This is a genomic window from Pseudomonas palmensis (assembly GCF_017848315.1).
Classification (GTDB): Bacteria; Pseudomonadota; Gammaproteobacteria; order Pseudomonadales; family Pseudomonadaceae; genus Aquipseudomonas; species Aquipseudomonas palmensis.
This window is the reverse complement of the sequence record NZ_JAFKEC010000079.1, coordinates 1-21729: the sequence shown is the minus strand read 5'-3', so window position 1 is coordinate 21729 and position 21729 is coordinate 1. Positions and strand designations below refer to the sequence as shown.

General features: G+C 66.2%; 27 protein-coding genes and 1 pseudogene. 15 read left to right on the top strand and 13 right to left on the bottom strand.

Annotated elements, in window-relative coordinates; genetic code table 11:
• A partial coding sequence (locus tag JZZ72_RS25770) for a GntR family transcriptional regulator (RefSeq protein WP_210015380.1) occupies window positions 1-276 on the bottom strand: 276 nt, incomplete at its 3' end.
• 89 nt (window positions 277-365) lie between these two features.
• Here JZZ72_RS25770 and JZZ72_RS25765 point away from each other — a divergent pair.
• The 4 genes from JZZ72_RS25765 to JZZ72_RS25750 all read left to right on the top strand — a co-directional run bounded on the left by JZZ72_RS25765 (window position 366) and on the right by JZZ72_RS25750 (window position 2443).
• The gene (locus JZZ72_RS25765; RefSeq protein WP_100632830.1) at window positions 366-812 is read left to right on the top strand and encodes a GNAT family N-acetyltransferase; all 447 of its coding nucleotides are present in this window, start codon (window positions 366-368) and stop codon (window positions 810-812) included.
• A complete protein-coding gene (locus JZZ72_RS25760) occupies window positions 809-1429 on the top strand; it encodes an FMN-dependent NADH-azoreductase (protein WP_123752546.1) in 621 nt (206 codons plus the stop codon). Before JZZ72_RS25765 ends, JZZ72_RS25760 begins: the two co-directional genes overlap by 4 nt.
• Window positions 1430-1456: 27 nt before the next feature.
• A complete protein-coding gene (locus tag JZZ72_RS25755) occupies window positions 1457-1888 on the top strand; it encodes a carboxymuconolactone decarboxylase family protein (RefSeq protein WP_043861401.1) in 432 nt (143 codons plus the stop codon).
• Window positions 1889-1957: 69 nt separating this feature from the next.
• Window positions 1958-2443 carry an AAA family ATPase gene (locus JZZ72_RS25750; RefSeq protein WP_210015379.1) on the top strand — a complete coding sequence of 162 codons (486 nt, stop codon included), beginning with the start codon at window positions 1958-1960 and terminating at the stop codon, window positions 2441-2443.
• A gap of 17 nt (window positions 2444-2460) precedes the next feature.
• Here JZZ72_RS25750 and JZZ72_RS25745 read toward each other — a convergent pair whose 3' ends face one another.
• The gene (locus JZZ72_RS25745; protein WP_210015378.1) at window positions 2461-3150 is read right to left on the bottom strand and encodes a B3/B4 domain-containing protein; all 690 of its coding nucleotides are present in this window, start codon (window positions 3148-3150) and stop codon (window positions 2461-2463) included.
• 217 nt (window positions 3151-3367) lie between these two features.
• Here JZZ72_RS25745 and JZZ72_RS25740 point away from each other — a divergent pair, with 217 nt between their 5' ends.
• From JZZ72_RS25740 to JZZ72_RS25715, 6 genes are all read left to right on the top strand, one after another.
• Complete coding sequence (locus JZZ72_RS25740) at window positions 3368-3982, top strand: hypothetical protein (RefSeq protein WP_210015377.1); 615 nt, start codon at window positions 3368-3370, stop codon at window positions 3980-3982.
• Window positions 3975-4775, top strand: coding sequence for an aminoglycoside phosphotransferase family protein (locus JZZ72_RS25735; RefSeq protein ID WP_210015376.1), 801 nt, complete (start codon window positions 3975-3977; stop codon window positions 4773-4775). The genes JZZ72_RS25740 and JZZ72_RS25735 overlap by 8 nt, the downstream gene beginning before the upstream one ends.
• A 108-nt stretch (window positions 4776-4883) precedes the next feature.
• Window positions 4884-5501 (top strand): helix-turn-helix domain-containing protein, encoded by a 618-nt coding sequence (locus JZZ72_RS25730; RefSeq protein WP_043861396.1) that lies wholly within the window; start codon window positions 4884-4886, stop codon window positions 5499-5501.
• Between the two features lie 25 nt (window positions 5502-5526).
• Entirely contained in the window at window positions 5527-6345 is an 819-nt protein-coding gene (locus tag JZZ72_RS25725; RefSeq protein WP_043861395.1) for a zinc-ribbon domain-containing protein, read from the top strand.
• Window positions 6342-6485 (top strand): hypothetical protein, encoded by a 144-nt coding sequence (locus tag JZZ72_RS25720; protein WP_167400193.1) that lies wholly within the window; start codon window positions 6342-6344, stop codon window positions 6483-6485. Before JZZ72_RS25725 ends, JZZ72_RS25720 begins: the two co-directional genes overlap by 4 nt.
• Before the next feature lie 29 nt (window positions 6486-6514).
• Window positions 6515-7735 carry an NYN domain-containing protein gene (locus JZZ72_RS25715; protein ID WP_210015375.1) on the top strand — a complete coding sequence of 407 codons (1221 nt, stop codon included), beginning with the start codon at window positions 6515-6517 and terminating at the stop codon, window positions 7733-7735.
• On the opposite strand, the gene JZZ72_RS25710 is transcribed toward JZZ72_RS25715, so the two are convergent.
• Window positions 7719-7868, bottom strand: coding sequence for a hypothetical protein (locus tag JZZ72_RS25710; protein ID WP_161493033.1), 150 nt, complete (start codon window positions 7866-7868; stop codon window positions 7719-7721). The two genes, JZZ72_RS25715 and JZZ72_RS25710, sit on opposite strands and share 17 nt — an antisense overlap.
• Window positions 7869-7998: 130 nt before the next feature.
• Complete coding sequence (gene soxR, locus JZZ72_RS25705; protein WP_054914623.1) at window positions 7999-8451, bottom strand: redox-sensitive transcriptional activator SoxR; 453 nt, start codon at window positions 8449-8451, stop codon at window positions 7999-8001.
• A 155-nt stretch (window positions 8452-8606) separates the two neighbouring features.
• Here soxR and JZZ72_RS25700 point away from each other — a divergent pair, with 155 nt between their 5' ends.
• Genes JZZ72_RS25700 through JZZ72_RS25685 form a run of 4 tightly spaced genes read left to right on the top strand, consistent with a single transcriptional unit; the run spans window position 8607 to window position 14734 of the window.
• The gene (locus JZZ72_RS25700) at window positions 8607-9704 is read left to right on the top strand and encodes an efflux RND transporter periplasmic adaptor subunit (protein WP_210015374.1); all 1098 of its coding nucleotides are present in this window, start codon (window positions 8607-8609) and stop codon (window positions 9702-9704) included.
• Window positions 9701-12802 carry a MexW/MexI family multidrug efflux RND transporter permease subunit gene (locus JZZ72_RS25695; RefSeq protein WP_210015373.1) on the top strand — a complete coding sequence of 1034 codons (3102 nt, stop codon included), beginning with the start codon at window positions 9701-9703 and terminating at the stop codon, window positions 12800-12802. Before JZZ72_RS25700 ends, JZZ72_RS25695 begins: the two co-directional genes overlap by 4 nt.
• The gene (locus JZZ72_RS25690; protein WP_210015372.1) at window positions 12799-14235 is read left to right on the top strand and encodes an efflux transporter outer membrane subunit; all 1437 of its coding nucleotides are present in this window, start codon (window positions 12799-12801) and stop codon (window positions 14233-14235) included. The genes JZZ72_RS25695 and JZZ72_RS25690 overlap by 4 nt, the downstream gene beginning before the upstream one ends.
• A 13-nt stretch (window positions 14236-14248) precedes the next feature.
• Complete coding sequence (locus JZZ72_RS25685) at window positions 14249-14734, top strand: DUF2165 family protein (RefSeq protein ID WP_244988634.1); 486 nt, start codon at window positions 14249-14251, stop codon at window positions 14732-14734.
• 48 nt (window positions 14735-14782) lie between these two features.
• Here the strand turns inward: JZZ72_RS25685 and JZZ72_RS25680 are convergent, their stop codons facing one another.
• Window positions 14783-15370, bottom strand: coding sequence for a TetR/AcrR family transcriptional regulator (locus JZZ72_RS25680; protein ID WP_104572348.1), 588 nt, complete (start codon window positions 15368-15370; stop codon window positions 14783-14785).
• Between the two features lie 137 nt (window positions 15371-15507).
• Between JZZ72_RS25680 and JZZ72_RS25675 the strand changes: the two genes are divergently transcribed.
• Entirely contained in the window at window positions 15508-16713 is a 1206-nt protein-coding gene (locus tag JZZ72_RS25675; protein WP_210015371.1) for an MFS transporter, read from the top strand.
• A gap of 1 nt (window position 16714) precedes the next feature.
• Here JZZ72_RS25675 and JZZ72_RS25670 read toward each other — a convergent pair whose 3' ends face one another.
• From JZZ72_RS25670 to JZZ72_RS27945, 8 genes and pseudogenes are all read right to left on the bottom strand, one after another.
• On the bottom strand, window positions 16715-17239 hold the full coding sequence (locus JZZ72_RS25670) for a M15 family metallopeptidase (RefSeq protein WP_088514985.1): 525 nt from the start codon (window positions 17237-17239) through the stop codon (window positions 16715-16717).
• A 23-nt stretch (window positions 17240-17262) separates the two neighbouring features.
• On the bottom strand, window positions 17263-18339 hold the full coding sequence (locus JZZ72_RS25665) for an NAD(P)/FAD-dependent oxidoreductase (protein WP_088514984.1): 1077 nt from the start codon (window positions 18337-18339) through the stop codon (window positions 17263-17265).
• 39 nt (window positions 18340-18378) lie between these two features.
• A complete protein-coding gene (locus tag JZZ72_RS25660) occupies window positions 18379-18675 on the bottom strand; it encodes a hypothetical protein (protein ID WP_088514983.1) in 297 nt (98 codons plus the stop codon).
• 174 nt (window positions 18676-18849) lie between these two features.
• Entirely contained in the window at window positions 18850-19431 is a 582-nt protein-coding gene (locus JZZ72_RS25655) for a hypothetical protein (RefSeq protein ID WP_058540103.1), read from the bottom strand.
• 100 nt (window positions 19432-19531) lie between these two features.
• On the bottom strand, window positions 19532-20050 hold the full coding sequence (locus tag JZZ72_RS25650; protein WP_054914616.1) for a GrpB family protein: 519 nt from the start codon (window positions 20048-20050) through the stop codon (window positions 19532-19534).
• A 19-nt stretch (window positions 20051-20069) separates the two neighbouring features.
• Entirely contained in the window at window positions 20070-20693 is a 624-nt protein-coding gene (locus JZZ72_RS25645; protein WP_054914615.1) for an SMI1/KNR4 family protein, read from the bottom strand.
• A 90-nt stretch (window positions 20694-20783) separates the two neighbouring features.
• Window positions 20784-21050: a nuclear transport factor 2 family protein gene (locus tag JZZ72_RS27950; protein ID WP_236066336.1), complete on the bottom strand. Its 267-nt coding sequence runs from the start codon at window positions 21048-21050 to the stop codon at window positions 20784-20786.
• Window positions 21051-21155: 105 nt separating this feature from the next.
• Window positions 21156-21695: pseudogene (locus JZZ72_RS27945) on the bottom strand (GNAT family N-acetyltransferase); the annotation flags it as partial.
• Window positions 21696-21729: the final 34 nt, after the last annotated feature.

Genomic DNA, 21729 nt, shown 5'->3' with positions numbered 1-21729 from the left:
GCCAGGGCCTAGCTGGGGTGGGGCAACCGGGGTCAGTTGCGGGGTGACCACCGTGCCGGCGGCGCCGCGCGCCATCAGGTAGCCTTCGCCGATCAACAACTGGTAGGCCGCCTCCACGGTGCCCCGCGCCAGGTTCAGCTCGGCGGCCAGGGCGCGAACGGCCGGCACGCGATCACCTGGGCGCAGGCGGCCGTCGGCGATGGATTCGCGAAAGCGCTGGTAGAGCTGGCGATAGATCGGCGCCTGCTGGCTGCGGTCCAGTTCGAAGGAAAGCATCTTGGCCTAGTCGTTTATTCATTTTTCGGCCCTGTAGCTTAAGCCATTGCTTGCTTAAAGTGGGCGCTCTTGAAAAGCGGACGACGACCATGGCCTACACCCTTCAACACCTCGAAAGCCACGCAGCCTTTGAAGCCAGCTTTGAACTGATGCGTGTACTGCGCCCGCACCTCACTGACCTGGCCGCCTATGTGGCGCAACTGCAGCGCCAGGCCGCCCAAGGCTATCGCTTGCTGGCAGCATGGGAGGGTGAACAGGTGGTGGGCCTGGCAGGCTACCGCCCGCTGGAAAACCTGTTGTACGGGCGCTTCATCTATGTCGATGACCTGGTGGTAAGCCCCGACCTGCAACGCGGCGGCCTGGGCGCGCAGTTGCTGAGCGCCGTGCGTGACGAGGCGCTGCAGCGCGGTTGCGATCACTTCGTGCTGGATACCGGCCTGCACATGCCGCTGGCCCAGCGCTTCTATTTTCGCCAGGGGTTGCTGGCCCGTGGCATGCACTTTACCCAAAGCCTTAAGCCGGGGAGCCCGCAATGAACAACATACTGCTGCTCAACGCCAGCCCGCAGGGGGCGGTGTCCCATGCCAATCAACTGGCGCTGGAGCTGGTGGCCACCTTGCGCCGGCGCCACCCCGGGCTGCAACTGATCGAGCGTGATCTGGGCGCGAGCCCGCTGCCCCCGCTCGATACCGATTACGCCCGCGCCCTGACCACCCGCACGCCATTCGACGCACCCACTTTCGCGGTGTCCGAGGCGTTGATCCAGGAACTGGAGCGCAGCGATGTGCTGCTGATTGCAACGCCCATGCACAACTTCATGCTGCCGGCCGCGCTCAAGCTGTGGATCGACTACGTGCTGCGCATTCACCGCACCTTCAGTGCCGGCCCGCAGGGCAAGGTCGGTTTGCTGCGCGACCGCCCGGTGTACGTGCTGGTGGGCTCCGGTGGCATTCACCAGGGCGAGGCGGCGCGCCAACCAGACTTTCTCACGCCGTACCTGCGCCATGTACTCAACACCCTCGGGCTGTTCGACCTGCACTTCACCTACCTGCAGGGCCTGGTGGGCAGCGAGCAGGCGGTGCGTAGCGCAATCGACGCCGGCCGCGCTCGCCTGGCGCTGGAGCCCTTGTTCAACCCACAGGTTTGCGCCTGATCCCTTTCACTTCACTGGAGTTTCACCATGAGCCAACTCAGACTGCCGTTCGCTTCCCTGTCGCCTGAGGCCTACCAAGGCCTGCTCGCCACCAACAACGCACTGGCCGCCAGTTCCCTGGGCCTGCCATTGATCGAACTGGTGTACCTGCGCATTTCGCAGATCAACGGCTGCGCCTTCTGCCTGGGCAAGCATTCGCAAACCCTGCGTGACAGCGAGGTGGCGCAAGCCAAGCTCGATTGCCTGGCCGGCTGGCGCATCAGTGGGCTGTTCAACGAGCGCGAGCGCGCCGCACTGGCCTGGGCCGAGACGCTGACCCACGTCAGCGAAAAGGGCGCACCCGATGCGTTGTACGAGCCCTTGAAAGCCCATTTTTCCGACGTCGAGATTTCCGACCTGACCTTGGCCGTGGCGTTGATGAATGCGTTCAACCGGCTGGCCATCGGCATGAACCTCTGAGCGCGTTCCACTGTTGTGGGGGCAAGCGCCGGCACGGCATCATGGCGGCTCATCAATCAGGACAACGCCATGGCCACCCCGACGCTTCATCTGATGTGCGGCAAGATCGCCTCCGGCAAGTCGACACTGGCCAAGGCCCTGGCAACCGAACACGCGGCGATCTTGCTGAGCGAGGATCACTGGCTCTCCAGGCTGTACCCGCAGCAGATCCACTCGGTGGCCGACTACGTGCGCCTTGCCCGCCAGGTGCGGGCGGTGATGGGGCCGCTGGTTACCGACATGCTCAGGGCGGGCACCAGCGTGGTGCTGGACTTTCCGGCCAACACGCCTGCCGATCGCCAATGGCTGCGCGCCCTGGCCGACGCCGCACAGGTGCCGCACTGCGTTCACTACATCGAGGCAAGCGATGAAACTTGCCGGGCCAGGCTGCACCTTCGCAACGGCCGCGCCGAGCATGAGTTCGCCGCGACCGACGCCGAGTTCGATCTGATCACCAGCCACTTTCGGGTGCCCGACCCCGAGGAGGGGGTCGAGATCAGGGTTCACCGGCTCTGACCCTCGGCGCGCACAACTCAGTAGAGTTCGATCAACTGCCGGTCGATCGTGGCACCCGGCATCATCTGCAAAAGCCCGGTGCCCAGTTCGTCAGCCGCGGCTTGCAGTGCCTCCAGGGGCATTGCAGGCAGGCTTTCGAGGATGAACCACATCTGTTCTGCATCGGCGTCCAGGCGCGTTCGGGTTCCCTGGCGCCAGTTCCAGCGCCGACACGTCACACCCAGGTCGTCGCGCCAGATCACTTCACCCTTGTCGGGCGATTCGTTGGCGGCGCTGCCGTCCTTGATGGTGTCGAACAGCTCCGTACCGGTGGCAACGGTCAAACGCGGCACACCTATGTAGGCAGCGAAATTCTCGCCGCCGACCGGCACGGCGAACCTGAGGCTGATGGCGTTGTACAGGTCGACAATGGGGTCGATGCTCGGCAGCACGGCGTCGCGCAGCACGCGCTTGCGCAGTGCCTCGGCCGAGCACGGCGTGCGCTGCGGCTTGGCGCCGAACAGCCGGAAGGTGTTTGCCCATGCCGCAAGGTGCGCCTCTGCCCAGTCCGGGGCGCCGGCTGTGACCGCCTCACAGGCCTGCGTCAGGGCGTTGGTCGCCACCTCGGGCCGGGTGATCGGCGTGGCTTTGACGCAGATGCTCATGGCACGGAACCCCGGTGCTATCTCTGCAATCTGCGGGTCAAGAACAGGCACGACAAACGACATGTATTTCTCCAGAAGGCAGGGGGAGCAGAACAGGTGCGCATTCTTGAACGGTGAGCCGTATCAGATCCAATGATTAGGCCTCATGCCTTATCAGTTCTTCTTATCCTGCGGATGGGGTGGTGCACGCACCTGTGTATTGCACACGCTCGGCGGCTTGTATGATGTCGGCCGGTTTTGGGCTTTGCAGCAAGCCCTGTTCAACGGAGTGGCAGTTGCAATGATTGTGGTAGTCGAAGGTATCAGCGCCAGTGGCAAGACCACCTGGTGCACAAGTCACGCCGAGCAACAGTTGATTGCCGAAAACGGGCGTTTTGAGAACGAGCCCGATCGCGCGGCAGATCCGCTCGGGGCGGCTGGGTTCTGGGCCGAACGCAACGTCGATCGCTGGCAGGCGGCGCTGGCCATGGAGCAGCGCCGTTCGCGGGCCGTATGCGACAGCGACCCGCTCAAGCTGCATTACATCTGGAGCCTGTGGCAGATCGGCGAGGCCAGTGAGCGCGACTGGCAGGTGGAACTGGACGCCACCCGCCAGACCTTCGCTCAAGGGCGCATCGGCTTTGCCGACGCCTACCTGGTTGCGCGCATCGACCCACAGCTGGCACGGGAGCGGGCCCGGGCCGACAGCACGCGTCGGCGCAGCAGGTTCGAGCTGCACGTGCGCCTGCAGGAAGCAGTGCTGAACTGGTACGGCGCCATCGAGCAGGTGCTGCCCGGCAGGGTGCAATTCGGTTTGCCCGCGCAGTTGCCCACGTTGCAGCGCCTGGAAGGGCGCTATGCGCTGGAGGCCTTTGACCAGATGATCGCCTCGCTACCCAGGCCACGGCATGTTTGACGACTATCTCAAGCGCTGGCAACTGACTGTTGATGGCGAGCCGTTCGACTCGCTGAACGGCACCCTGCTGCCGGTGCGCCAGCAGGGCAGGCCAGCGATGCTGAAGATTTCGCACGTTGCCGAAGAACAGGCGGGCAGCCTGCTCATGGCGTGGTGGCAGGGCGAGGGGGCAGCGCCGGTACTGGCTCACGACGGCCAAGCCCTTCTTATGGTGCGCGCGCAAGGTACGGATGCACTGACGCAGATGGTCAAGGACGGGCACGACGAGCAGGCCACGCGCATTCTTTGCGCGGTTGCCGCCCGCCTGCACGCACCGCGCGCCACGCCCATGCCCGCTCTGGTGCCACTGGAGCAGTGGTTCGAGGGGTTGTGGCACGGGGCCGACAGGCACGGCGGTCTTCTGCTGCACTGCGCCAGCACCGCCCGCGAACTGCTGGCCGCGCCGCGCGATGTGGGGGTACTGCATGGCGACATCCACCACGGCAACGTGCTCGATTTCGGCGCAGCCGGCTGGCTCGCCATCGACCCCAAGGGGCTGTATGGCGAGCGGGGCTTCGATTACGCGAACATTTTCTGCAATCCCGATGGTGAGCAGGCGCTGGTACCGGGGCGCTTCGCGCACCGGGTCGAGATCGTCGCCAAGGCCAGCGGCATGGAACCTCGTCGGTTGTTGCAGTGGGTGCTCGCGTGGACGGGCCTGTCGGTCAGCTGGCTGCTCGAAGACCATCAACCGCCGGGCGGCACCCTTGAGGTGGCGAAACTGGCCGCAGCGGGGCTTGGTTATATGGAGTGACTGCGCTCCATATGGATCGATTGATGGAGCGCTGTCGCTCCGTTTGCGGTTGATATGGCACATTGCCATGGATAGTCTTGCCGTCATCGCCACACGCAAGAGGCCCCCATGAACAGTCCTGTCTCCGTACCACCGAAAAGTTTGGGAGCGCACTTCAGTGACAACCTCAGCGCGGTACTTGCCATCGGTGGCAAGCAGCGCGAGGACGGCCGGCCAGGCCCTGTCACTGCCGCCTGCATTCAACGCGAAACCGGCATCGCTCGCAGTACGCTGAGGGCATTGAAGTCACCTCGCGAGCAGCTCGACCCCAACCCGGACCTGCACACGCTCAGCCGCATTGCCGATGCACTGGGGGTACCCCCTGCGTTCCTGCTGATGCGCCCGCAAGACTGGCTGGCGCTGGGGCAGGCGGTGGGTGGCAGCCGCGATTACCTGGCAGCAGCAGTCAAGCTGCAGAGCGAAGGCAAGCTCGAGCAGGGCAACCCGGTCGAGAAGGTGCTGCGCGAATGCAAGGTGCATCCCGACGTGCGTCCCATCGGCGTGGGTGCGTCGCCCGAAGTCAGCCGTGTCAATGCCCGTGACGAATGGCGCCGGCGCAGTTGCCTGAAACTGGACGCACTGATGCTGCGCCAGGTGCGCTCCGACCAGCCCCGGGCCTGGCTGACAGCCATTGCGGGGGCCTTCGTCAGCCGCAGCACCCCGCATGCCCCGACCATCATCGACTGACCCCTGGTCATCAAAGGAACCCCCCATGTCAATGATTCAAGATGCCGACCTGGCAGACGTAATGATGAGCGCGAGCAGCGACGATATCGGGCTGCTCATCGATGTGATCACCGACAGCGGCAAGGGACGCATCTCGTTGTCGTCCTCGGTCTGCCGCCAGTTGAGCGCTGCCAAGGAGCGTGAGATCACCGACCTTGATCGCGGCCTGGTGGTCGAGGAACTCACGCGCTTTGGCGGTAACTCGCTGATGAACGTGTTTCGCGGCGGCAGCGGCGTGCCCTACAAGGAACTGCTCACCGACGTGGCTTCTCACGTCGGGGTTGCCAAGAGCGGCCTCGGAGACTGCGCCAGTATGGAGATGGCGATCATCGCCAAGGTGGTCGAGCAGTCGGTGGGGCGCATGAGCGAAGACGACAAGAAGACCTTCTTCGAATCGGTCGGGGCGGGTTACCGGCCGGGCATGGGGCCCACTGCACTGGCAAGCTTGATCGCCAGCCTCAGCGCCTCCGGGCTGACCTCCTACCGCCTGGCCGCGGTAGTGGCCAGCGCGACCATGAGCAGCCTGGTGGGACGTGGCGTGATGCTGGCAGGTAGTGCGGGCCTGGGCAGGGGGCTGGCCGTGCTCGCAGGCCCGGTCGGCTGGGCCATCACGGGTCTGTGGACCGCGTTCGACCTGGCCAGCCCGGCCTACCGGGTAACTGTGCCCTGCGTTATCCAGATCGGCCATATGCGCCAGAAAATGCTGGTTGCCAAGATGTGCCCCGCCTGCGGTACAGCGGTTGAGGCATCGAGCCGGTTCTGCGGCCACTGCGGCGTACGCCTGGGTGAAAGGGGGCTGGCATGAACACCACGATCTCGCCGCTCGAATTTCTGCTGACCAATGCCATCTGCGTTGCTGCCGGTGCCGTTACCGTACTGGCATTGCAATGGGCGGGCAGGGCGGCCTACCGCAGCGGGCAGCGCAATGCGCAAGACCCCGTGTAACCCTGGCCTGTCGATTACAAGGAACGATCATGTATAGGAATGAACACGCGGCCCGGGTGGTCGCCCTGACCCAGAAGACCGCATCGATCAACCTGGATATCCAGAAGTTGACCCTCGACATGCAGTGGTACGACGCATTCGACTGCGAGCACGCCAGCGCTCAACTGGCCCAGCGCAACCGCATCACCCTGGATATCAAGCAACGGCTCAATCAGCTCAGCGCCACCCTGCAGAGCACCAGCCAGAGCAAGCAGACCTGCCAGGGCGTGGCCGGTGGCTGGCTGTCGGGCCTGTGGCGCTCCACCGAGCAGAAGGTGGCGCAGCACCAGGCCAGTGAACTGGACAAGCGCCTTGCGATGCTTGAGCTGTCGCGCAAGGAGGCCCAGGCCGAGCTGGCCAGCCATGAGCCCGAAGAGCGCCGGCTGGCGGCGAACTTGCGCCGGTATCGCCAGTTCAATCCGCTGGAAGCAACGGCCACCATCGCCGGCTTGAACGAGGAACTGGCGCACCTGCACCAGTTGATCGAGCATACCCGCAGTGCCAGCGAAAAATGGGAAGCCATGGCCGGCGACGTGTCGCGCCAATGGGAACGCCAGCAGCGCCAACTGCAGCAGATCGACAACGACATCGCCAAGGCGCAAGGGTTTGAGTGGGCGCTCTCGAATGCGTCGAGCGGCAGGGAAAAAGCGCTCATACATCAAGAGTGCGAGAGCTTCTTCGAAAACAGCAAGCCGGGCATGGTACTGAGCGGGTTGAATGCCAAGCGGCGCAAGCTCGAGCGGGATATCGAGAAAATCCAGGAACGCCTGCGCGACATCACACGGCTGATGGAAAACCACATCGAAACGCTCATCCTCGATGGCAACAACCTGTGCTACCTGCCTTCGGAGAACGGCAAGGGCACCTTCATCGGGCTTGGTGCACTGATTGCCTTGGTGCCGGTCCTGTGCCAGGGGTACAAGGTGACGGTGATATTCGACCCGGGCATCTATGCACGGGTGTCGAGCAACCATGCCGGGCTTCAGGCGCTGTTCCCCGGGGCCAAGGTGGTGGTGATGCCCCGCGATGTGAAAGCGGACGAGGCCCTGCTGGCCGCTGCCGAGTTCGACCAGGCCGCCTACATCGTCAGCAATGACCGGTTCGCCGACTACGCGGAAAAATCCGCGGTCAAGGAGCGACGCGTGTTGACCCACCTGATCCACCCGCATTCGGTACAGATACAGCAGTTGCAGGTCAACGTGCCTTACTGACTTGGCTGGGCTCAAGCGGTAGCTCAACCACATGCGTGCAGGTGGGCTGCTGCTGGCCGACGATCGTGCGCGGTGCATCAGCCAGATCGCGTTCGCAGGTTTTGCTGGCGCTGCGCGCCAGTTCGCGGGGCAAGGCCCGCTCCTACGCCCTTCGGGCAGAAGCCACAGGGCTGTAGGAGCCAGCATTGCTGGCGAACGAGCGCGAAGCGGTCGCAGAACCTGCGTGCACGGTGCATCAGCCAGACCACCCGCAACCCTCGCGCCTAACCCTCGGCAGCCCCTTCCAGAATCCTCGGCCCCGGTCCATCCTGCCCCAGCGCATCCCCCGGGTTGCGCAACGGGCAATCATCCAGCGACAGGCAGCCACAACCGATGCAGTTGTCCAGGCTGTCCCTCAATGCCTCCAGCGTCCGGATGCGCGCATTCAGGTTCTCGCGCCAGGCCGATGACATCTCACCCCACTGCGCCGCCGTCAATTTGCTGTTGGGCGGGTAGCGGCTCATCGCATGCTTGATCTCTTCCAGCGGAATACCGGTGCGCTGCGCTACCTTGATGATCGCGATGCTGCGCAGCACCAACGCCGGAAACCGCCGCTGGTTGCCGGCATTGCGCGTGCTGGCGATCAACCCCTTGGACTCGTAGAAGTGCAAGGTGGAAATCGGCACGCCACTGCGCCTGGCCACCTCGCCGATGGTGAGCGAGCGCGCACCATCCATCGTCTTTTCTGCCGCCACGTGTGTTGACCTCAAGTTAAGTTGAGGTTTTATAGTCCGGCCCGATCTTTCCTGCAACCGCTTTGCCGTGCCGATGCCAGCCGTCGGCACGGGATGCGCTGTGCAGCGAACACACCACACCGATGAGCGGAGCAAAGATGGGCAAGAGGATGCTGTTGGGAGGGGGCGCCGCTGTTGTGTGCGTGCTGGCCGTCGTCATGCTGCTGACCAGAAAGGACTCGGCGGCGCACGCCACTGCGGCGTGGCCGGTGACCAAGGTCGCGCTGGCCACCGTCACCTCGCGTGAGGCGCCCCGCCAGACCTTCGCCGCCGGCGAGCTGGAAGCCGCCCACCAGGTGCAGGTGGCCGCGGAAACCACCGGGCGCATCACGCGCATCGCCTTCGAGTCGGGGCAAAGGGTCAAGGCCGGGCAACTGCTGGTGCAGCTCAACGATGCCCCCGAGCAGGCCGACCGGGTGCGCCTGAGCGCACAGCTGCGCAATGCCCGCACCCTGCATCAGCGCATCGGCAAGCTGCGCACCGCCAATGTCACTACCCAGGAGCAACTCGACAACGCCACCGCCGCCGTGCAGATGGCCGAGGGCGAACTGCAGCAGGTCGATGCACGGATTGCGCAGAAGGCGATCCGGGCCCCCTTTGCCGGCAAGCTGGGCATCCGCCGCGTGCATCAAGGCCAGTACCTGAATGCCGGTGACGCCGTGGCCAGCCTGGTGGACGCCACGCAACTGCGGGTGAACTTCTCGCTGGCCGAGCATGCCGCCCCGGGCTTGCAGGTGGGGCAGACCGCAGCCCTGGCGGTGGATGCACTGCCGCAAAAGACCTTTGCGGCGCGTATCAACGCCATCGACCCGATGGTGGGCAAGGCGCGCGCAGTATGGGTGCAGGCCACCCTGGCCAACCCGGACGGGCAGTTGCAGGCCGGCATGTACGCCAGCGTGCAGCTCGCGGCGGCGCAGCCGACCCGGGTGATGGCCGTGCCGGAAACCGCCATCACCTACACCGCCTACGGCCAGACCGTGTTCATCGCCACCCACGACCCGGAACGCGGCCTGAGCGTGCACCGCGTGCAGGTGACCACCGGCGAGCGCTGGAAGGGCCAGGTGGAAGTCACCTCCGGGCTCAAGGCGGGCGACCGCGTGGTGGTCTCGGGCCAGCTCAAGCTCAGTGACGGCATGCAGGTGGAGCAGGTGGCCAATGACACGCTGCACAACGCCGACGGGGGCGACGCCTCATGAGGTTCACCGACAGTTTTGTGCGTCGCCCGGTGCTGGCCCTGGTGGTCAGCAGCCTGATCGTGCTGGCCGGCCTGTTCGCCCTGGGCAAGCTGCCCATCCGCCAGTACCCGTTGCTGGAAACCGCCACCATTACCGTCAGCACCGAATACCCGGGTGCATCGGCCGAACTGATGCAGGGCTTCGTGACCCAGCCGATCACCCAGGCGGTGTCGTCGGTGGAAGGCATCGACTACCTGTCTTCGTCGTCGGTGCAGGGCCGCAGCCTGGTGACCCTGCGCATGGAGCTGAACCGCGACTCGACCCAGGCGCTGAGCGAGACCATGGCCAAGGTCAACCAGGTGCGCTACCGCCTGCCGGACAAGGCCTACGACCCGGTGGTCGAGCTGTCGGCCGGGGATTCCACCGCCGTGGCCTATGTGGGCTTTGCCAGCGACACGCTGTCGATTCCCGAACTCAGCGACTACCTGTCGCGGGTGGTCGAGCCGCAGCTTTCCGGCATCGACGGCGTGGCCAAGATCCAGACCTTCGGTGGCCAGACCCTGGCCATGCGCCTGTGGCTGGACAGCGAACGCATGGCCGGGCGCGGCGTGACCGCCGCCGAGGTGGCCGATGCCGTGCGCAGCAACAACTACCAGGCCACGCCCGGGCAGGTACGCGGCCAGTTCGTGCTGGCCGACATACGCATCGATACCGACCTGACCAGTGTCGAGGCCTTTCGCGACCTGGTGATTCGCAATGACGGCACGGCGCTGGTGCGCCTGCGCGATGTGGGCACGGTCGAACTGGGCGCCGCGGCCACCCAGACCAGCGCCATCATGGATGGCCGCCCGGCGGTGCACCTGGGCCTGTTCCCGACGCCTGCGGGCAACCCGCTGGTGATCGTCGACGGCATTCGCAAGCTGCTGCCGCAGATCCAGCAGACCCTGCCGCCAGGGGTCAACGTGGCGCTGGCCTACGAGACTGCACGCTTTATCGAGGCCTCGATCCAGGAAGTGCTGCACACGCTGGTCGAGGCGATCGTGATCGTGGTGCTGGTGATCTGGCTGTGCCTGGGCTCGTTGCGCAGCGTGGCCATCCCGGTGCTGGCGATCCCGCTGTCGATGCTCGGCGCGGCCGGGCTGATGCTGGCGTTCGGCTTCAGCCTCAACCTGCTGACCCTGCTGGCGATGGTGCTGGCCATCGGGCTGGTGGTGGACGACGCGATCGTGGTGGTGGAGAACGTGCACCGCCATATCGAGGAGGGCCAGACGCCGGTGGCCGCCGCGCTGGTCGGTGCCCGCGAGATCGCCGGGCCGGTGATCGCCATGACCCTCACGCTGGCCGCCGTGTATGCCCCTATCGGCCTGATCGGCGGGCTCACCGGCACGCTGTTTCGCGAGTTCGCCCTGACCCTGGCCGGGGCGGTGATCGTCTCGGGGGTGGTGGCCCTGACCCTGTCGCCGGTGATGAGCTCGCTGCTGCTCAAGCCCGGCCAGCAGGAGGGGCGCATGGCCAGGCTTGCCGAGAAGGTGTTCGGCGGGCTGGCCAGCGCCTACGGGCGGGCACTGGCGCACTCGCTGTCGCGTCGCTGGGTCAGCGGCGGCGTCGCCTTGCTGGTGTGCCTGAGCCTGCCGTGGCTGTACCTGCAGCCGCAACGCGAGCTGGCGCCACCCGAGGACCAGGCCGCCGTGCTCACCGCCATCAAGTCGCCGCAGTACGCCAGCCTCGACTATGCCGAGCGCTTCGCCAGCAAGCTCGACCAGGTGATGCACAGCCTGCCGGAAACCACCGACACCTGGATCATCAACGGCACCGACGGGCCGGCCAGCAGCTTCGGCGGCATCAACCTCAGCCTGTGGCAGGCCCGCGAGCGCTCGGCCGATCAGGTCCAGGCCGACCTGCAGCAGGCCGTGAGCGAAGTGGAGGGCAGCAGCATCTTTGCCTTCCAGGTGGCCTCGCTGCCAGGCTCCAGCGGTGGCCTGCCGGTGCAGATGGTGCTGCGCAGCGCGCAGGACTACCCGGTGCTGTACCAGACCATGGAAACCCTCAAGCAGCGTGCCCGCGACAGCGGCCTGTTCGCGGTGGTGGACAGCGACCTGGACTACAACAACCCGGTGGTCAAGGTGACGGTCGACCGCGCCAAGGCCGCCAGCCTGGGCATCGGCATGCAGGCCCTCGGCGACTCCCTGGCCGTGCTGGTGGGCGAGCAGTACATCAACCGCTTCGCGCTGTATGGCCGCTCGTATGACGTGATCCCGCAGAGCACCCAGGATCAGCGCCTGACGCCCCAGGCGCTAGAGCGCCAGTATGTGCGCAGCGAAGCGGGGCAACTGGTGCCGTTGTCTGCCGTGGTGCGGCTGCAGATGACGGTCGAGCCCAACCGGCTGCTGCAGTTCGACCAGCAGAATGCGAGCACGCTGCAGGCCATCCCGGCACCGGGGGTTTCCCAGGGGCAGGCGGTGGCGTTTCTGCAGCAACTGGCCAGCGAACTGCCGCCGGAGTTCAGCCATGACTGGCAGTCCGAGTCGCGCCAGTACGTGCAGGAAGGCAATGCGCTGGTGCTGGCGTTTCTCGCCGCGATGGTGGTCATCTACCTGGTGCTCGCGGCCCAGTACGAAAGCCTGGTGGACCCGCTGATCATCCTGGTCACCGTGCCGCTGTCGATCTGCGGCGCACTGTTGCCGCTCGCACTGGGCTGGGCCACCCTCAATATCTACACGCAGATCGGGCTGGTGACCCTGATCGGGCTGATCAGCAAGCACGGCATTCTGATGGTGGAGTTCGCCAACGAGATCCAGCTGCGCGAGAACCTCGACCGTGCCGGGGCGATCATCCGCGCCGCGCAGATTCGCCTGCGCCCGGTACTGATGACCACCGCCGCGATGACCTTCGGCGTGATGCCGCTGCTGTTCGCCAGCGGCGCCGGTGCCAACAGCCGTTTCGGCCTGGGTGTGGTCATTGTCTGCGGCATGTTGATAGGCACGCTGTTCACCTTGTTCGTGCTGCCCACGGTGTATGCCTGGCTGGCCCGTGACCATCGCGTGCACAGCCCGCGCAAGCAGCAATTGGAGGAGGCCGAGCAGGGCCTTGCGCTTGGGCACAGGGAGGCAAGGCCATGAAGGGGTTCAGCCGTTATCCGCTGTTGCTGGGCGCCGTGGCGTTGCAGGCCGCCTGCAGCGTCGGGCCGCAATATCACGCCCCCGAGGTGGCGCCCATTCATGTGGTCAGCCCGCAGGCGCAGGCCTTCGCTGCGACGCCGGTGCAGCCGACGTCAGCCTGGTGGACCTTTTTCGACGACCCGCAGCTGGAACGCCTGATCGCAACCGCCCTGGCCCACAACCACGCCATCGAGCAGGCGCGTGCCAGCCTGCTGCTGGCCCGTGCCCATGTGGATGAACAGGCGCTGGAGCGCCTGCCGACGGTGACCAGCAGCGCGAGCTACCAGCGCAGCCTGGCGCAGCAGGCCAGGCAGGGGCAGCCGCCGGCCCGCAGCCTGTCCGAATCGTGGCGGGCGGGGCTGGACCTGCAGTGGGAGCTTGACCTGTTCGGCCGCCTCGATCACCTGGAGCGCGCCGCCCAATCCCGTGCGCAGGCCTCCGCGGCCGACCTGGAACAGGTGCAGTTGAGCATCGCGGCCCAGGTGGCCCAGGCCTACTTCGAGGCCCAGGGGCTACGCCAGCAAGGGCTGCTGGCCGAAGAAGCGGTGCGCAGCTGGCAGGAGACCGTGCAGTTGACCCAGGCGCAGTTGCACGCCGGCGCCGGCCTGCCCGAAGCGCTGGAGAGCGCGCAGAGCAACCTGCTGCTGGCGCAATCGACTGTGGCGCCACTGCGCAGCCAGTTGCAGCGGCGCCTGTACCGGCTGCAGGTGCTCACAGGCCAGCGCCCCGGCAGCTTTGCCATCGCGCTGGGTGACATGCCGCCGATGCCATTGGCGCGCCAGCTGCCACTGGGGGATGTGGATCAGCTGATCCGCAACCGGCCCGATGTGGTCCAGGCCGAACGGCTGCTGGCTGCCCGTGTGCAGGATGTGGGCGCTGCCACTGCCGACCTGTACCCACGTTTGAACCTGGGTGGGTTCATCGGCTTCTTTGCCTTGCGTGACGGCGACCTGGGCAGTGCGGCGCGGGCGTTCGAGCTGACGCCCGGCCTGACCTGGCCAGCGTTCGACCTGGGCTCGGTGCGGGCGCGCCTGCGCGGTACCCAGGCGCTGGCCCAGGGCGAGGCGGCGCACTTCGAACAGGTGCTGCTGGTGGCGGTGGAAGAGGTGGAGGGCGCAGTCACGCAGTTGGCCGAGCACCAGCGCCACCTGCTCGGCCTGGTGCAGGCGGCGCGGCATGGCGAGGCGGCGTTCGCCATCGCCCAGCAGCGCTATGGCGCAGGTTCGGGCAGCTACCTGGCGGTCAAGGACAGCCAGCGCGACCTGTTGCGTCTGCGCCAGGACATCGCGCGGGCACAGGCCGCCTCCTATGGCAACGCCGTGGACCTGTACAAGGCCCTGGCCTGGCGCGCGCCTTCCGGCAGGACGCTTAGCGCAAACACCCTGAACAACTGATGAGGACCGTTTCGTGGATACTGCAACTTCACTGCTGATGTTTCAGATGGTACTGGCCGCAGGGTTCACCCTGTGGTTGAGCATCGCCCTGGTCAACAACCTGCAGGCTTTTACCAGTTCGGCGGCGGCCGTCGGGGGCACGCTGTCGATGGCGCCCCTGCGCCAGGCCCCGGCGATCGACCTGCCCCTGTGCTCGCGGGCCATTCACTCGCCCGCTGTGCACAGGGCGGCATTGATGGTCGTGGTGCTGCTGCAGGCGGGGGCGGTGCTGGCCGCCTGGGCGGGCTGCTACCACCTGCTGCTGGGCAGCGGCCTGGACGCAGCCCGGCCCTGGTTGAACCTGGCGCTTAGCGCAGCCCTGGGCTTTCTTTTCGCCATGCTGCTCGGGGGGCTGTGGTTCGGCTACTGGATACGCCAGGAGGGCCTGCAGCTCACTCATCTGGCGCTGGTGGTGTGGGTGGTGCTGAACTTCATGGTGTTCAACCTGCAGTGGGGCTAGTGCGCCGCTGTCACCCCAATCGGGCCACCCTCGCGTGGCCTTGATGCCCTATGGTTTGGCCAGCAGCCCGCGCAGCAGCAGTTCCAGTGCGCCGGTGCTGCGCGCCAGTCGCGCATCGCCGTCATCACCCTGGGCGATCCACACCGCAGCCTCGGCCAGGCTGCCGTAGACCAGCGAGGCCAGGGCCTGCGGGTCGGCCTCGGCCACCACGCCTTGTTCGATCAACCGTTCCAGCAGTGCCTGGATCGACGCGATGCAATGGCGTTGCGCGTCCGTCGAGGTGCCCCCCAGCACGGCTGGGGCATCGCGCAGCACGATGCGCTGGTAATCCGGCTCCAGCGCCATTTCCAGATACGCCCGGCACCGCTGGCGAAAGCCTTCCCAGGGCGTGCGGGCAGTGTCGGAGAGCGCCTGCAGGCGTGCATCCAGCTCGGCGTCGATCGACGCCACCACGGCCGCCAGCAGCCCCTGCTTGTCGCCGAAGTGGTGATACAACGCGCCGCGGGTCAGCCCGGCCTGGGCGGTCAGGTCATCCATCGAGGTATCGGCATAGCCGCGTTCGCTGAACACGCTGCGGGCGGTGGCGAGCAAGGTGGCGCGGGTTTCTTCCATTTCGGCACGGGTGCGGCGAGCCATGGGCGTGTCTCCTTACATACGGTGCGTATGATTATTTACATTCGGTGCGTATGAATATACGCTTTTTATACATACATGCCGTATGTAATTTGTCGCGCTGCCGTGTCAGCGGCCAATTCACCGCCCTGGAGCATCAGATGGCCAACCCTTATCGAGACCTTTTTGCCGCGCCGGGCGCCCTGGGCTTTGCCTTGGCCGGGCTGCTGGCGCGTACCGCACTGCCGATGACAGGCATCGGCATCATCACCTTGCTGTCGCAATTGCGTGGCAGCTACGCACTGGCCGGGGCAGTGGCGGCGGTCTTCGTGCTGAGCTATGCGCTGTTGTCGCCACAGGTATCGCGCCTGGTGGATCGCCTCGGGCAACGCCGCGTGTTGCCTGCGGCCACCGCCATCAGCTTCCTCGGCCTGCTGCTGGTGCTGGCCAGCACCTGGCAACGGGCTGGCGACTGGGCGCTGTTCATCGGGGCGATGCTGGCAGGGTGCATGCCGAGCGTGTCGGCAATGGTGCGCGCGCGCTGGACGGCCCTGTACCGTGGCCAGCCGCAGTTGCAAGCGGCGTATTCGCTGGAGACGGTGTTCGATGAGGTCAGCTTCATTGCCGGGCCGCCGCTGTCGGTGGGCCTTGCGGTGGTGGTACTGCCCCAGGCGGGCCTGCTTGCGGCCGCACTGTTGCTGGTGCTGGGTGTGTTTGCCCTGGTCGTCCAGCACAGTACCGAGCCGCCGATCCAGCTCCGGGAAGCTGCCGGGGACCGTTCGGGCTCGGTGATCCGCCTGGCCAACGTGCGTCTGCTGACCCTGCTGATGGTGGCGATGGGCATGATCGTCGGCACCGTGGATATCGTCAGCGTGGCCTTTGCCGAGCAACGCGGCCAGCCGGCGGCGGCCAGCCTGGTGCTGTCGGCCTATGCCGTGGGGTCGTGCGTGGCGGGGCTGCTGTTCGGTGCGCTCAAGCTGCAGGTGCCCTTGCCGCGCCTGCTGTTGCTGGGTGGGCTGGCAACCGCTGCCACGACCCTGCCGCTGTTGCTGGTCGCCAGCCTGCCGGGCCTGGGTGTGGCGGTGCTGGTGGCGGGGCTGTTCTTTGCGCCGACCCTGATCGTGGCCATGACCCTGGTCGAGCGGCTGGTACCCGAACATCGTCTGACCGAGGGCATGACCTGGCTGCTGGCCGGCTTGAACATCGGTGTGGCCGTGGGGGCGGCGGTAGCGGGGCAGGTGGTGGATGGCAGCGGTGCCCGGGCCGGCTTCGGTGTGGCGCTGGTGGCCGGTGCCCTGGTGCTGCTGGTGGCTGTGTGGGCCCACCGGCGCCTGGTTGCGCGGGCGGCGGCGTCTCAGCCCGCCTGAATCAGCTGGCTACATGGCGCCAGTGCCAGGGCTCATACACGTAGCCTGCGCCATTGTCGGGCGGGTACGACAGCTCGAAGCCATAGGTCGCTGCGTTGCGGGTCAACCATCTGAATGCCGGTGTCGCTTCGAATTCGGGCTCCAGGTCGGTGCAGCCGGGGGTGCCTATGTCGACGGCACGCCCGGTGTGATGCTCGCTGAAGAACGGCGGGGCCGAGACCGCAAGGATCTGCTCGATGCTCTGCCCCTTGTCCAGCTTGCGCTGGATGATGCTCTTCTGCCGTTCGACGCTTCTGAAGGCCGACACCAGGTAAAGCGCCACGCCCTCGGCACCGGCAGCCGCTTTCAACTGGCGCCAGGCCTGAGCGGCCACGGCGACCAGTTCGTGCTTTCGGTTGTCCTGGCCGGTCTCGGCCCACTGCAGCAGGCTGGCTTCGACGAACTCCTGCAGATGGCGCTCGATCACCGCGTTCAACGGTATGCCGAGCTGTTCGAGCATCTGCAATGCGGCGGGGGAGTAGGGCATGGGGCTGACCTGGGCAGTGGGTATCAATCCAGCCTAGCAGTGAAGGCGTGGTGCAATGGGGCGCCGTCCTTGAAAAACCGCTCCGGGCGGCAAGGTGCCAGGGCCGGCGACGTCTTGCCCTGCATGATCTCCTCGCTGGCCAGTTGGCCGACCACAGCCGCCAGCACCACGCCGGGGTGCATGGTGCACACGTAGACCCCGGCAACCGAGGGCAGCGGGCCGATGATCGGAATGCCATCGGCAGGCATCGGCCTGAGCCCGATGCAGGCCTGTTGCGTCTGCAGAGAGGTGACGCCATCGAGCTCCTTCCGGATGACCTTGGCGGTGCGCAGCGCCAGGGCTGCGGGCTGGTTTTGCGGTGCGTCGTCCAGGTAATCCTCCGCTGCCAGCAGGGTACCGTCGTCAGCCTGGCGCACCTCCATGTCCGGGCTGGACAAAATGCTGCGCACCAGGCCCGAAGGTGCGGCGTAGCGGATGAATATCGCCGGCGAGGCCAAAATGGGCAGCGGCAGGCCGATAGCCTCGGTCAGCGCCGCAGTGCCGGTTCCCGCAGCCAGCACCACCATGTCCGTCTCGATGATGCCTGCCGCTGTCTGCACACCCGTTACCCTGGTGCCATGGGTTGCAAGGGCCACCACCTGCGTGTGGGTGAGTACCGTTGCGCCCTTCGCTCGGGCGCCGGCGAGCAGGGCATGGGTGGCCTTTACCGCGTCCAGCGCGCCTTCATCGGGCGCATGGCTGGCCTGTAGCGGCGGGTGGCGCAGGTTCGGCTCCAGCTCGCGGATGCGCTCGCGACTCACCAGGGCGGCAGAGGGGCTGGGCGCCTGCACACCATAGGTCAGGGCGCCTGACCAGCGAATGGCCAGGCCCGGCAGCTCCGACTCCAGGCGTCGGTATTGCTCGATGGCGGCACCGCGCAGCGCCGCGATGGGGTCGGCGGCGCTGTGGGAGGTGTTGATCCAGGCGAACGAGCGACCGGTCACCCCGCACGCCACATCGCCAGCATCCAGTACCGTCACCTGTGCGCCTTTGCCGGCCAGGTGATACGCCAGGGACGCACCGACGATACCTGCGCCAATTACCACGATTCGCTTGTTCAATCACACACTCCGTTCAAACAGGCTCGCCTTGCCGATGCGTTACTGGCCCTTGCACTGGGCCAGTACCACCTGGCAGGTCCTGGGCGTGCCACCGGAGCGGCTGGCGTAGCGCATGCAGTTGTCCATGGATTTCTTGCGGGCCTGGCCCAGGGTCGAGCCCCAGGCCAGGCCGCCTTCGCCAGTGCTGGGCACCGCCTTTGCGTAGCAGTTGGAACCCTGGGCGGCATAGCGATTGGCGGCCGTCTTGCCGGCGCAGCCGCCGGTCAGCAGCAGGGCGAATGCAAGCAGGCAGGGCAGGCCCCATGACAAGCGGCCAGGCACTGTTTTTGCGTTCATCCCGGTTCCCCTGTGCAACGGTCAAGCGACGTGAAAAAGGGGGGTGTTCCAATGGAATACCCGTGGCAGGCGCGGCTGGCCATCGGGTGGTGGGCGGTGCGTTCCTGGCCGGGGAAATCCGGCCGGGAACGGCGCGCCAGAGCCGTTCGAGTCAGTCGACTCGGCGAGCATACCTCACGGGCGCGAGGTTTTCACGGTCAGCACTTCGGTGTACACCACGTCGACCGTCTGGCCGACCTTGAGGTTCTTCATGCGCGCCTGCAGTTCGGGGTCCTCGACCTTCACCACCTTCACCTTGCCCTGGGGCGGCAGCAGGGTCACTTCATGGGCGTCGAGGTCGATGGCGGTGATCTTGGAGGTGACGCGCACCTGGCGGAAAGCTTCGCCGCCCGGGTTGGGGTTGTCCTTGGTGGCGCGCACGGTGCCGGCCTCGTCGGTGACCTTCGGCGCGCCGCCCTCACTGGTGTTGAGCACATAGGCCACGGCACGGGTCACCGTGATGTCGACCTTGTCGCCCACCTTCAGGTTGTGCAGGTCCTTGGCCTGTTTGGTCAGCTGGATAGGCACCTGGCTGTTGTTCGGGCCTTCGATCGTGACCCGGAAGTTGCCCGGGTCCACGGCCAGCACCTGGGTGCTGATGTGGTCTTGCAGCGCTTCGCTGCCCAGCGGCAGTTCGGCGGCGTGGGCCGCAAAGCTGGCAGTGGTCATGAGTGAGGCAAGGGCAACGGCGTGGGCGAGGGAGCGAATCGATTTCATAAGCCTGCATTCCATGTAATGGCTGAATGAGCGGAACAACGCATGACGCAACGTGCGTGGATCACGCGCAAAGCATAGCCACTGATTGCGGATATGCCCGTTAGACGCCGCCCTGCGACGGCACCTGGCCACGCATCGCGGCCTCGATGAATGGCGCCTTGCCGGCCAGGTACTCGCCGATACCGTCACGATTGGTCGCTTCAAGCTCAAGCTTCAACGCCTGGTAGCGCTGGCGAAGGTCGTCATCGCTGCGCAGCAGGTCGCGAAAGCGCAGCATCCAGGCAATCTGTGGGTGGCCCTGGGCACACACGTGCACCTTGTGGGTACGGATACCGTCGACATCACGACGGTAGAAGTGGTGGCCCGGCGACAGGTCGGAGCCGCGCACGTACCCCAGAGCCTGCATGTGGGCGTGGCGTGCTGCGGTTTCCCGATGCGCCTGGACCACCACCAGCACGTCGATCTCCGGCTTGGCGGCAAGGCCGGGTACGCCCGTGCTGCCCACATGATGGATGTCGATCAGTTCACTGCCAAAACCCTGGGCGATGCCTGCCCTGGCGGCCAGGTAGCGCTCGGGCCATTGGTTGTCGTAGGGGCGGATCTGACTGGTCAGCTTCATTGCGGTGTTTCCCTGGGAGTCATATTGGCCAGTCGCTTACCCGTGCGTTCCAGCGCTCACGGTGGCGTTCGCGCCAGCCGCGGCTGCCGGAATCGAGCCAGGCGAGGGTGGCCTGCACACTGTCCTGGCTGATGATGAAGCTGTCGATATGGTTGACGATGGTCTCTTCGGCCACATGCAGCAGGGCCAGGTAGTCGTTGAAACTTTCGGCCAGCACCACGTATTCGTCGCCTTGCTGGCGGCGGCCGGTCCAGGCGGGCAGGGCGGCGACCATCGCGGCCACCTGCTGGCGCCCCTCGCGCAGGTCCAGCAGCAACAGGCTGGCGCCGCCGTCACGCCCGATCGGCAGCAGGCCGTGGGCAGGGTAGCCAGGGCGCTGGCGTGCGCGTTCCAGCTCGTAGGGGTTCGACTCCCATTCGCCGTCCAGGTCCAGCCCGTACAGCGAGAAGCTCATCAGCTCCCGTTCGCCGCTGGCCAGGGTGACCGCCACGTCGTACTCGAGGTAGGCGCCGTTGCAGGTCGTGAGAAATTCACGGTAGTCAGCCGGCAGGGGCGCACCAAGGCTGGCCTCCAGCTGTGCAAGCGCAGCGTCGCTGGCGCCTTGCCGGGTGTCTTCGAGCATCAGCCCGCGGTAATCGGTCATCGAGGTGGCTCGCTGTACAGGGGCGGCAGATGATGCCGCGCATGGGCGCCGCAGGCAAACGGCGCGGGTGGGGCCGCACCGTCTGCGGCATTACGCGGCCGGGGTGCCTTGATGAAAGGTCATCTGCCAATGGCCATCGAGCCTGCGCCATACCGAGCTGCGCAGCGACGCGGTTTCGCTGTGGCAGGTATAGGTCACCAGCGCAACGTCCGGCGCCAGGGGGCGTACCTGAAAATCGCTGATCGTGCGCACCCTGAATGCCTGGACGGGCAGGCTGGAGAGCACATCCGCCTTGTGCCAGGCCTTGCCGCTGGCGCCAATCTCCATGAAGTCATCGGCCAGCAGCGTCGACAGCAAGGCCGTGTTGCTGCGTACGTCCTGCTGCAGCAGGCGTTGCTCCAGGTAGTGCAGGGTGGCTTCCAGCTCGCCAGCGGGTTGCGTTGCGGGGCTGGCGTCGCCGCGGCGCTTGCGCCATTCATCCTGCGTCAGCTCCCAGGTTTCCTGGGGCATCGGCCCACTGACGAAATTGCCGGGCTGCACGTGCAGCAGGTGCATGCCCTCGCGCAGCGATATGCGCCGTGACGCCAGGTTGCTCACGGCCTTGGGCACCTGCAGGGTCGGGCGATTCAAGGTGTCGAACCAGAAGCGGTTGATCACCTCGCACACCTCGCGCATGTAGCCCTTGCCTTGCCACTGCGGCGCCAGCCAGAAACCGCGGTGGTTGCCGGGGGTATCGTGCAGCGACACGCTGCCGATGCACTGCAGCGGGTTCTGCACCAGGCGGATCATCCAGTGCCATTCCTCGCCACGCGCCATGGCGGGCAGCGCCAGGTCGCGCACATACGTCAGTGCGCCGTCGTCCGGGTACGGCCAAGGCACGCGGCTGTCGAGATAACGCACCACCTCCCACTGCGGGAACAGTTGCTGGATCGCCGCAGCGTCGCTCAATTGCAGGGGCGTGAGCTGCAGGCGCGCGGTGGTGAAGGTAGGGATGCGGTTCATCTTGGCCTCGAAGCGGTAATGCATGGGGTGGGCG

Excerpts from the sequence above, each read along its gene's own strand:
- JZZ72_RS25765 (WP_100632830.1), top strand. The coding sequence starts at position 366 with ATGGCCTACACCCTTCAACACCTCGAAAGCCACGCAGCCTTTGAAGCC.
- JZZ72_RS25760 (WP_123752546.1), top strand. The coding sequence starts at position 809 with ATGAACAACATACTGCTGCTCAACGCCAGCCCGCAGGGGGCGGTGTCC.
- JZZ72_RS25755 (WP_043861401.1), top strand. The coding sequence starts at position 1,457 with ATGAGCCAACTCAGACTGCCGTTCGCTTCCCTGTCGCCTGAGGCCTAC.
- JZZ72_RS25750 (WP_210015379.1), top strand. The coding sequence starts at position 1,958 with ATGGCCACCCCGACGCTTCATCTGATGTGCGGCAAGATCGCCTCCGGC.
- JZZ72_RS25745 (WP_210015378.1), bottom strand. The coding sequence starts at position 3,150 with ATGTCGTTTGTCGTGCCTGTTCTTGACCCGCAGATTGCAGAGATAGCA.
- JZZ72_RS25740 (WP_210015377.1), top strand. The coding sequence starts at position 3,368 with ATGATTGTGGTAGTCGAAGGTATCAGCGCCAGTGGCAAGACCACCTGG.
- JZZ72_RS25735 (WP_210015376.1), top strand. The coding sequence starts at position 3,975 with ATGTTTGACGACTATCTCAAGCGCTGGCAACTGACTGTTGATGGCGAG.
- JZZ72_RS25730 (WP_043861396.1), top strand. The coding sequence starts at position 4,884 with ATGAACAGTCCTGTCTCCGTACCACCGAAAAGTTTGGGAGCGCACTTC.
- JZZ72_RS25725 (WP_043861395.1), top strand. The coding sequence starts at position 5,527 with ATGTCAATGATTCAAGATGCCGACCTGGCAGACGTAATGATGAGCGCG.
- JZZ72_RS25720 (WP_167400193.1), top strand. The coding sequence starts at position 6,342 with ATGAACACCACGATCTCGCCGCTCGAATTTCTGCTGACCAATGCCATC.
- JZZ72_RS25715 (WP_210015375.1), top strand. The coding sequence starts at position 6,515 with ATGTATAGGAATGAACACGCGGCCCGGGTGGTCGCCCTGACCCAGAAG.
- soxR (WP_054914623.1), bottom strand. The coding sequence starts at position 8,451 with ATGGATGGTGCGCGCTCGCTCACCATCGGCGAGGTGGCCAGGCGCAGT.
- JZZ72_RS25700 (WP_210015374.1), top strand. The coding sequence starts at position 8,607 with ATGGGCAAGAGGATGCTGTTGGGAGGGGGCGCCGCTGTTGTGTGCGTG.
- JZZ72_RS25695 (WP_210015373.1), top strand. The coding sequence starts at position 9,701 with ATGAGGTTCACCGACAGTTTTGTGCGTCGCCCGGTGCTGGCCCTGGTG.
- JZZ72_RS25690 (WP_210015372.1), top strand. The coding sequence starts at position 12,799 with ATGAAGGGGTTCAGCCGTTATCCGCTGTTGCTGGGCGCCGTGGCGTTG.
- JZZ72_RS25680 (WP_104572348.1), bottom strand. The coding sequence starts at position 15,370 with ATGGCTCGCCGCACCCGTGCCGAAATGGAAGAAACCCGCGCCACCTTG.
- JZZ72_RS25675 (WP_210015371.1), top strand. The coding sequence starts at position 15,508 with ATGGCCAACCCTTATCGAGACCTTTTTGCCGCGCCGGGCGCCCTGGGC.
- JZZ72_RS25670 (WP_088514985.1), bottom strand. The coding sequence starts at position 17,239 with ATGCCCTACTCCCCCGCCGCATTGCAGATGCTCGAACAGCTCGGCATA.
- JZZ72_RS25660 (WP_088514983.1), bottom strand. The coding sequence starts at position 18,675 with ATGAACGCAAAAACAGTGCCTGGCCGCTTGTCATGGGGCCTGCCCTGC.
- JZZ72_RS25655 (WP_058540103.1), bottom strand. The coding sequence starts at position 19,431 with ATGAAATCGATTCGCTCCCTCGCCCACGCCGTTGCCCTTGCCTCACTC.
- JZZ72_RS25650 (WP_054914616.1), bottom strand. The coding sequence starts at position 20,050 with ATGAAGCTGACCAGTCAGATCCGCCCCTACGACAACCAATGGCCCGAG.
- JZZ72_RS25645 (WP_054914615.1), bottom strand. The coding sequence starts at position 20,693 with ATGACCGATTACCGCGGGCTGATGCTCGAAGACACCCGGCAAGGCGCC.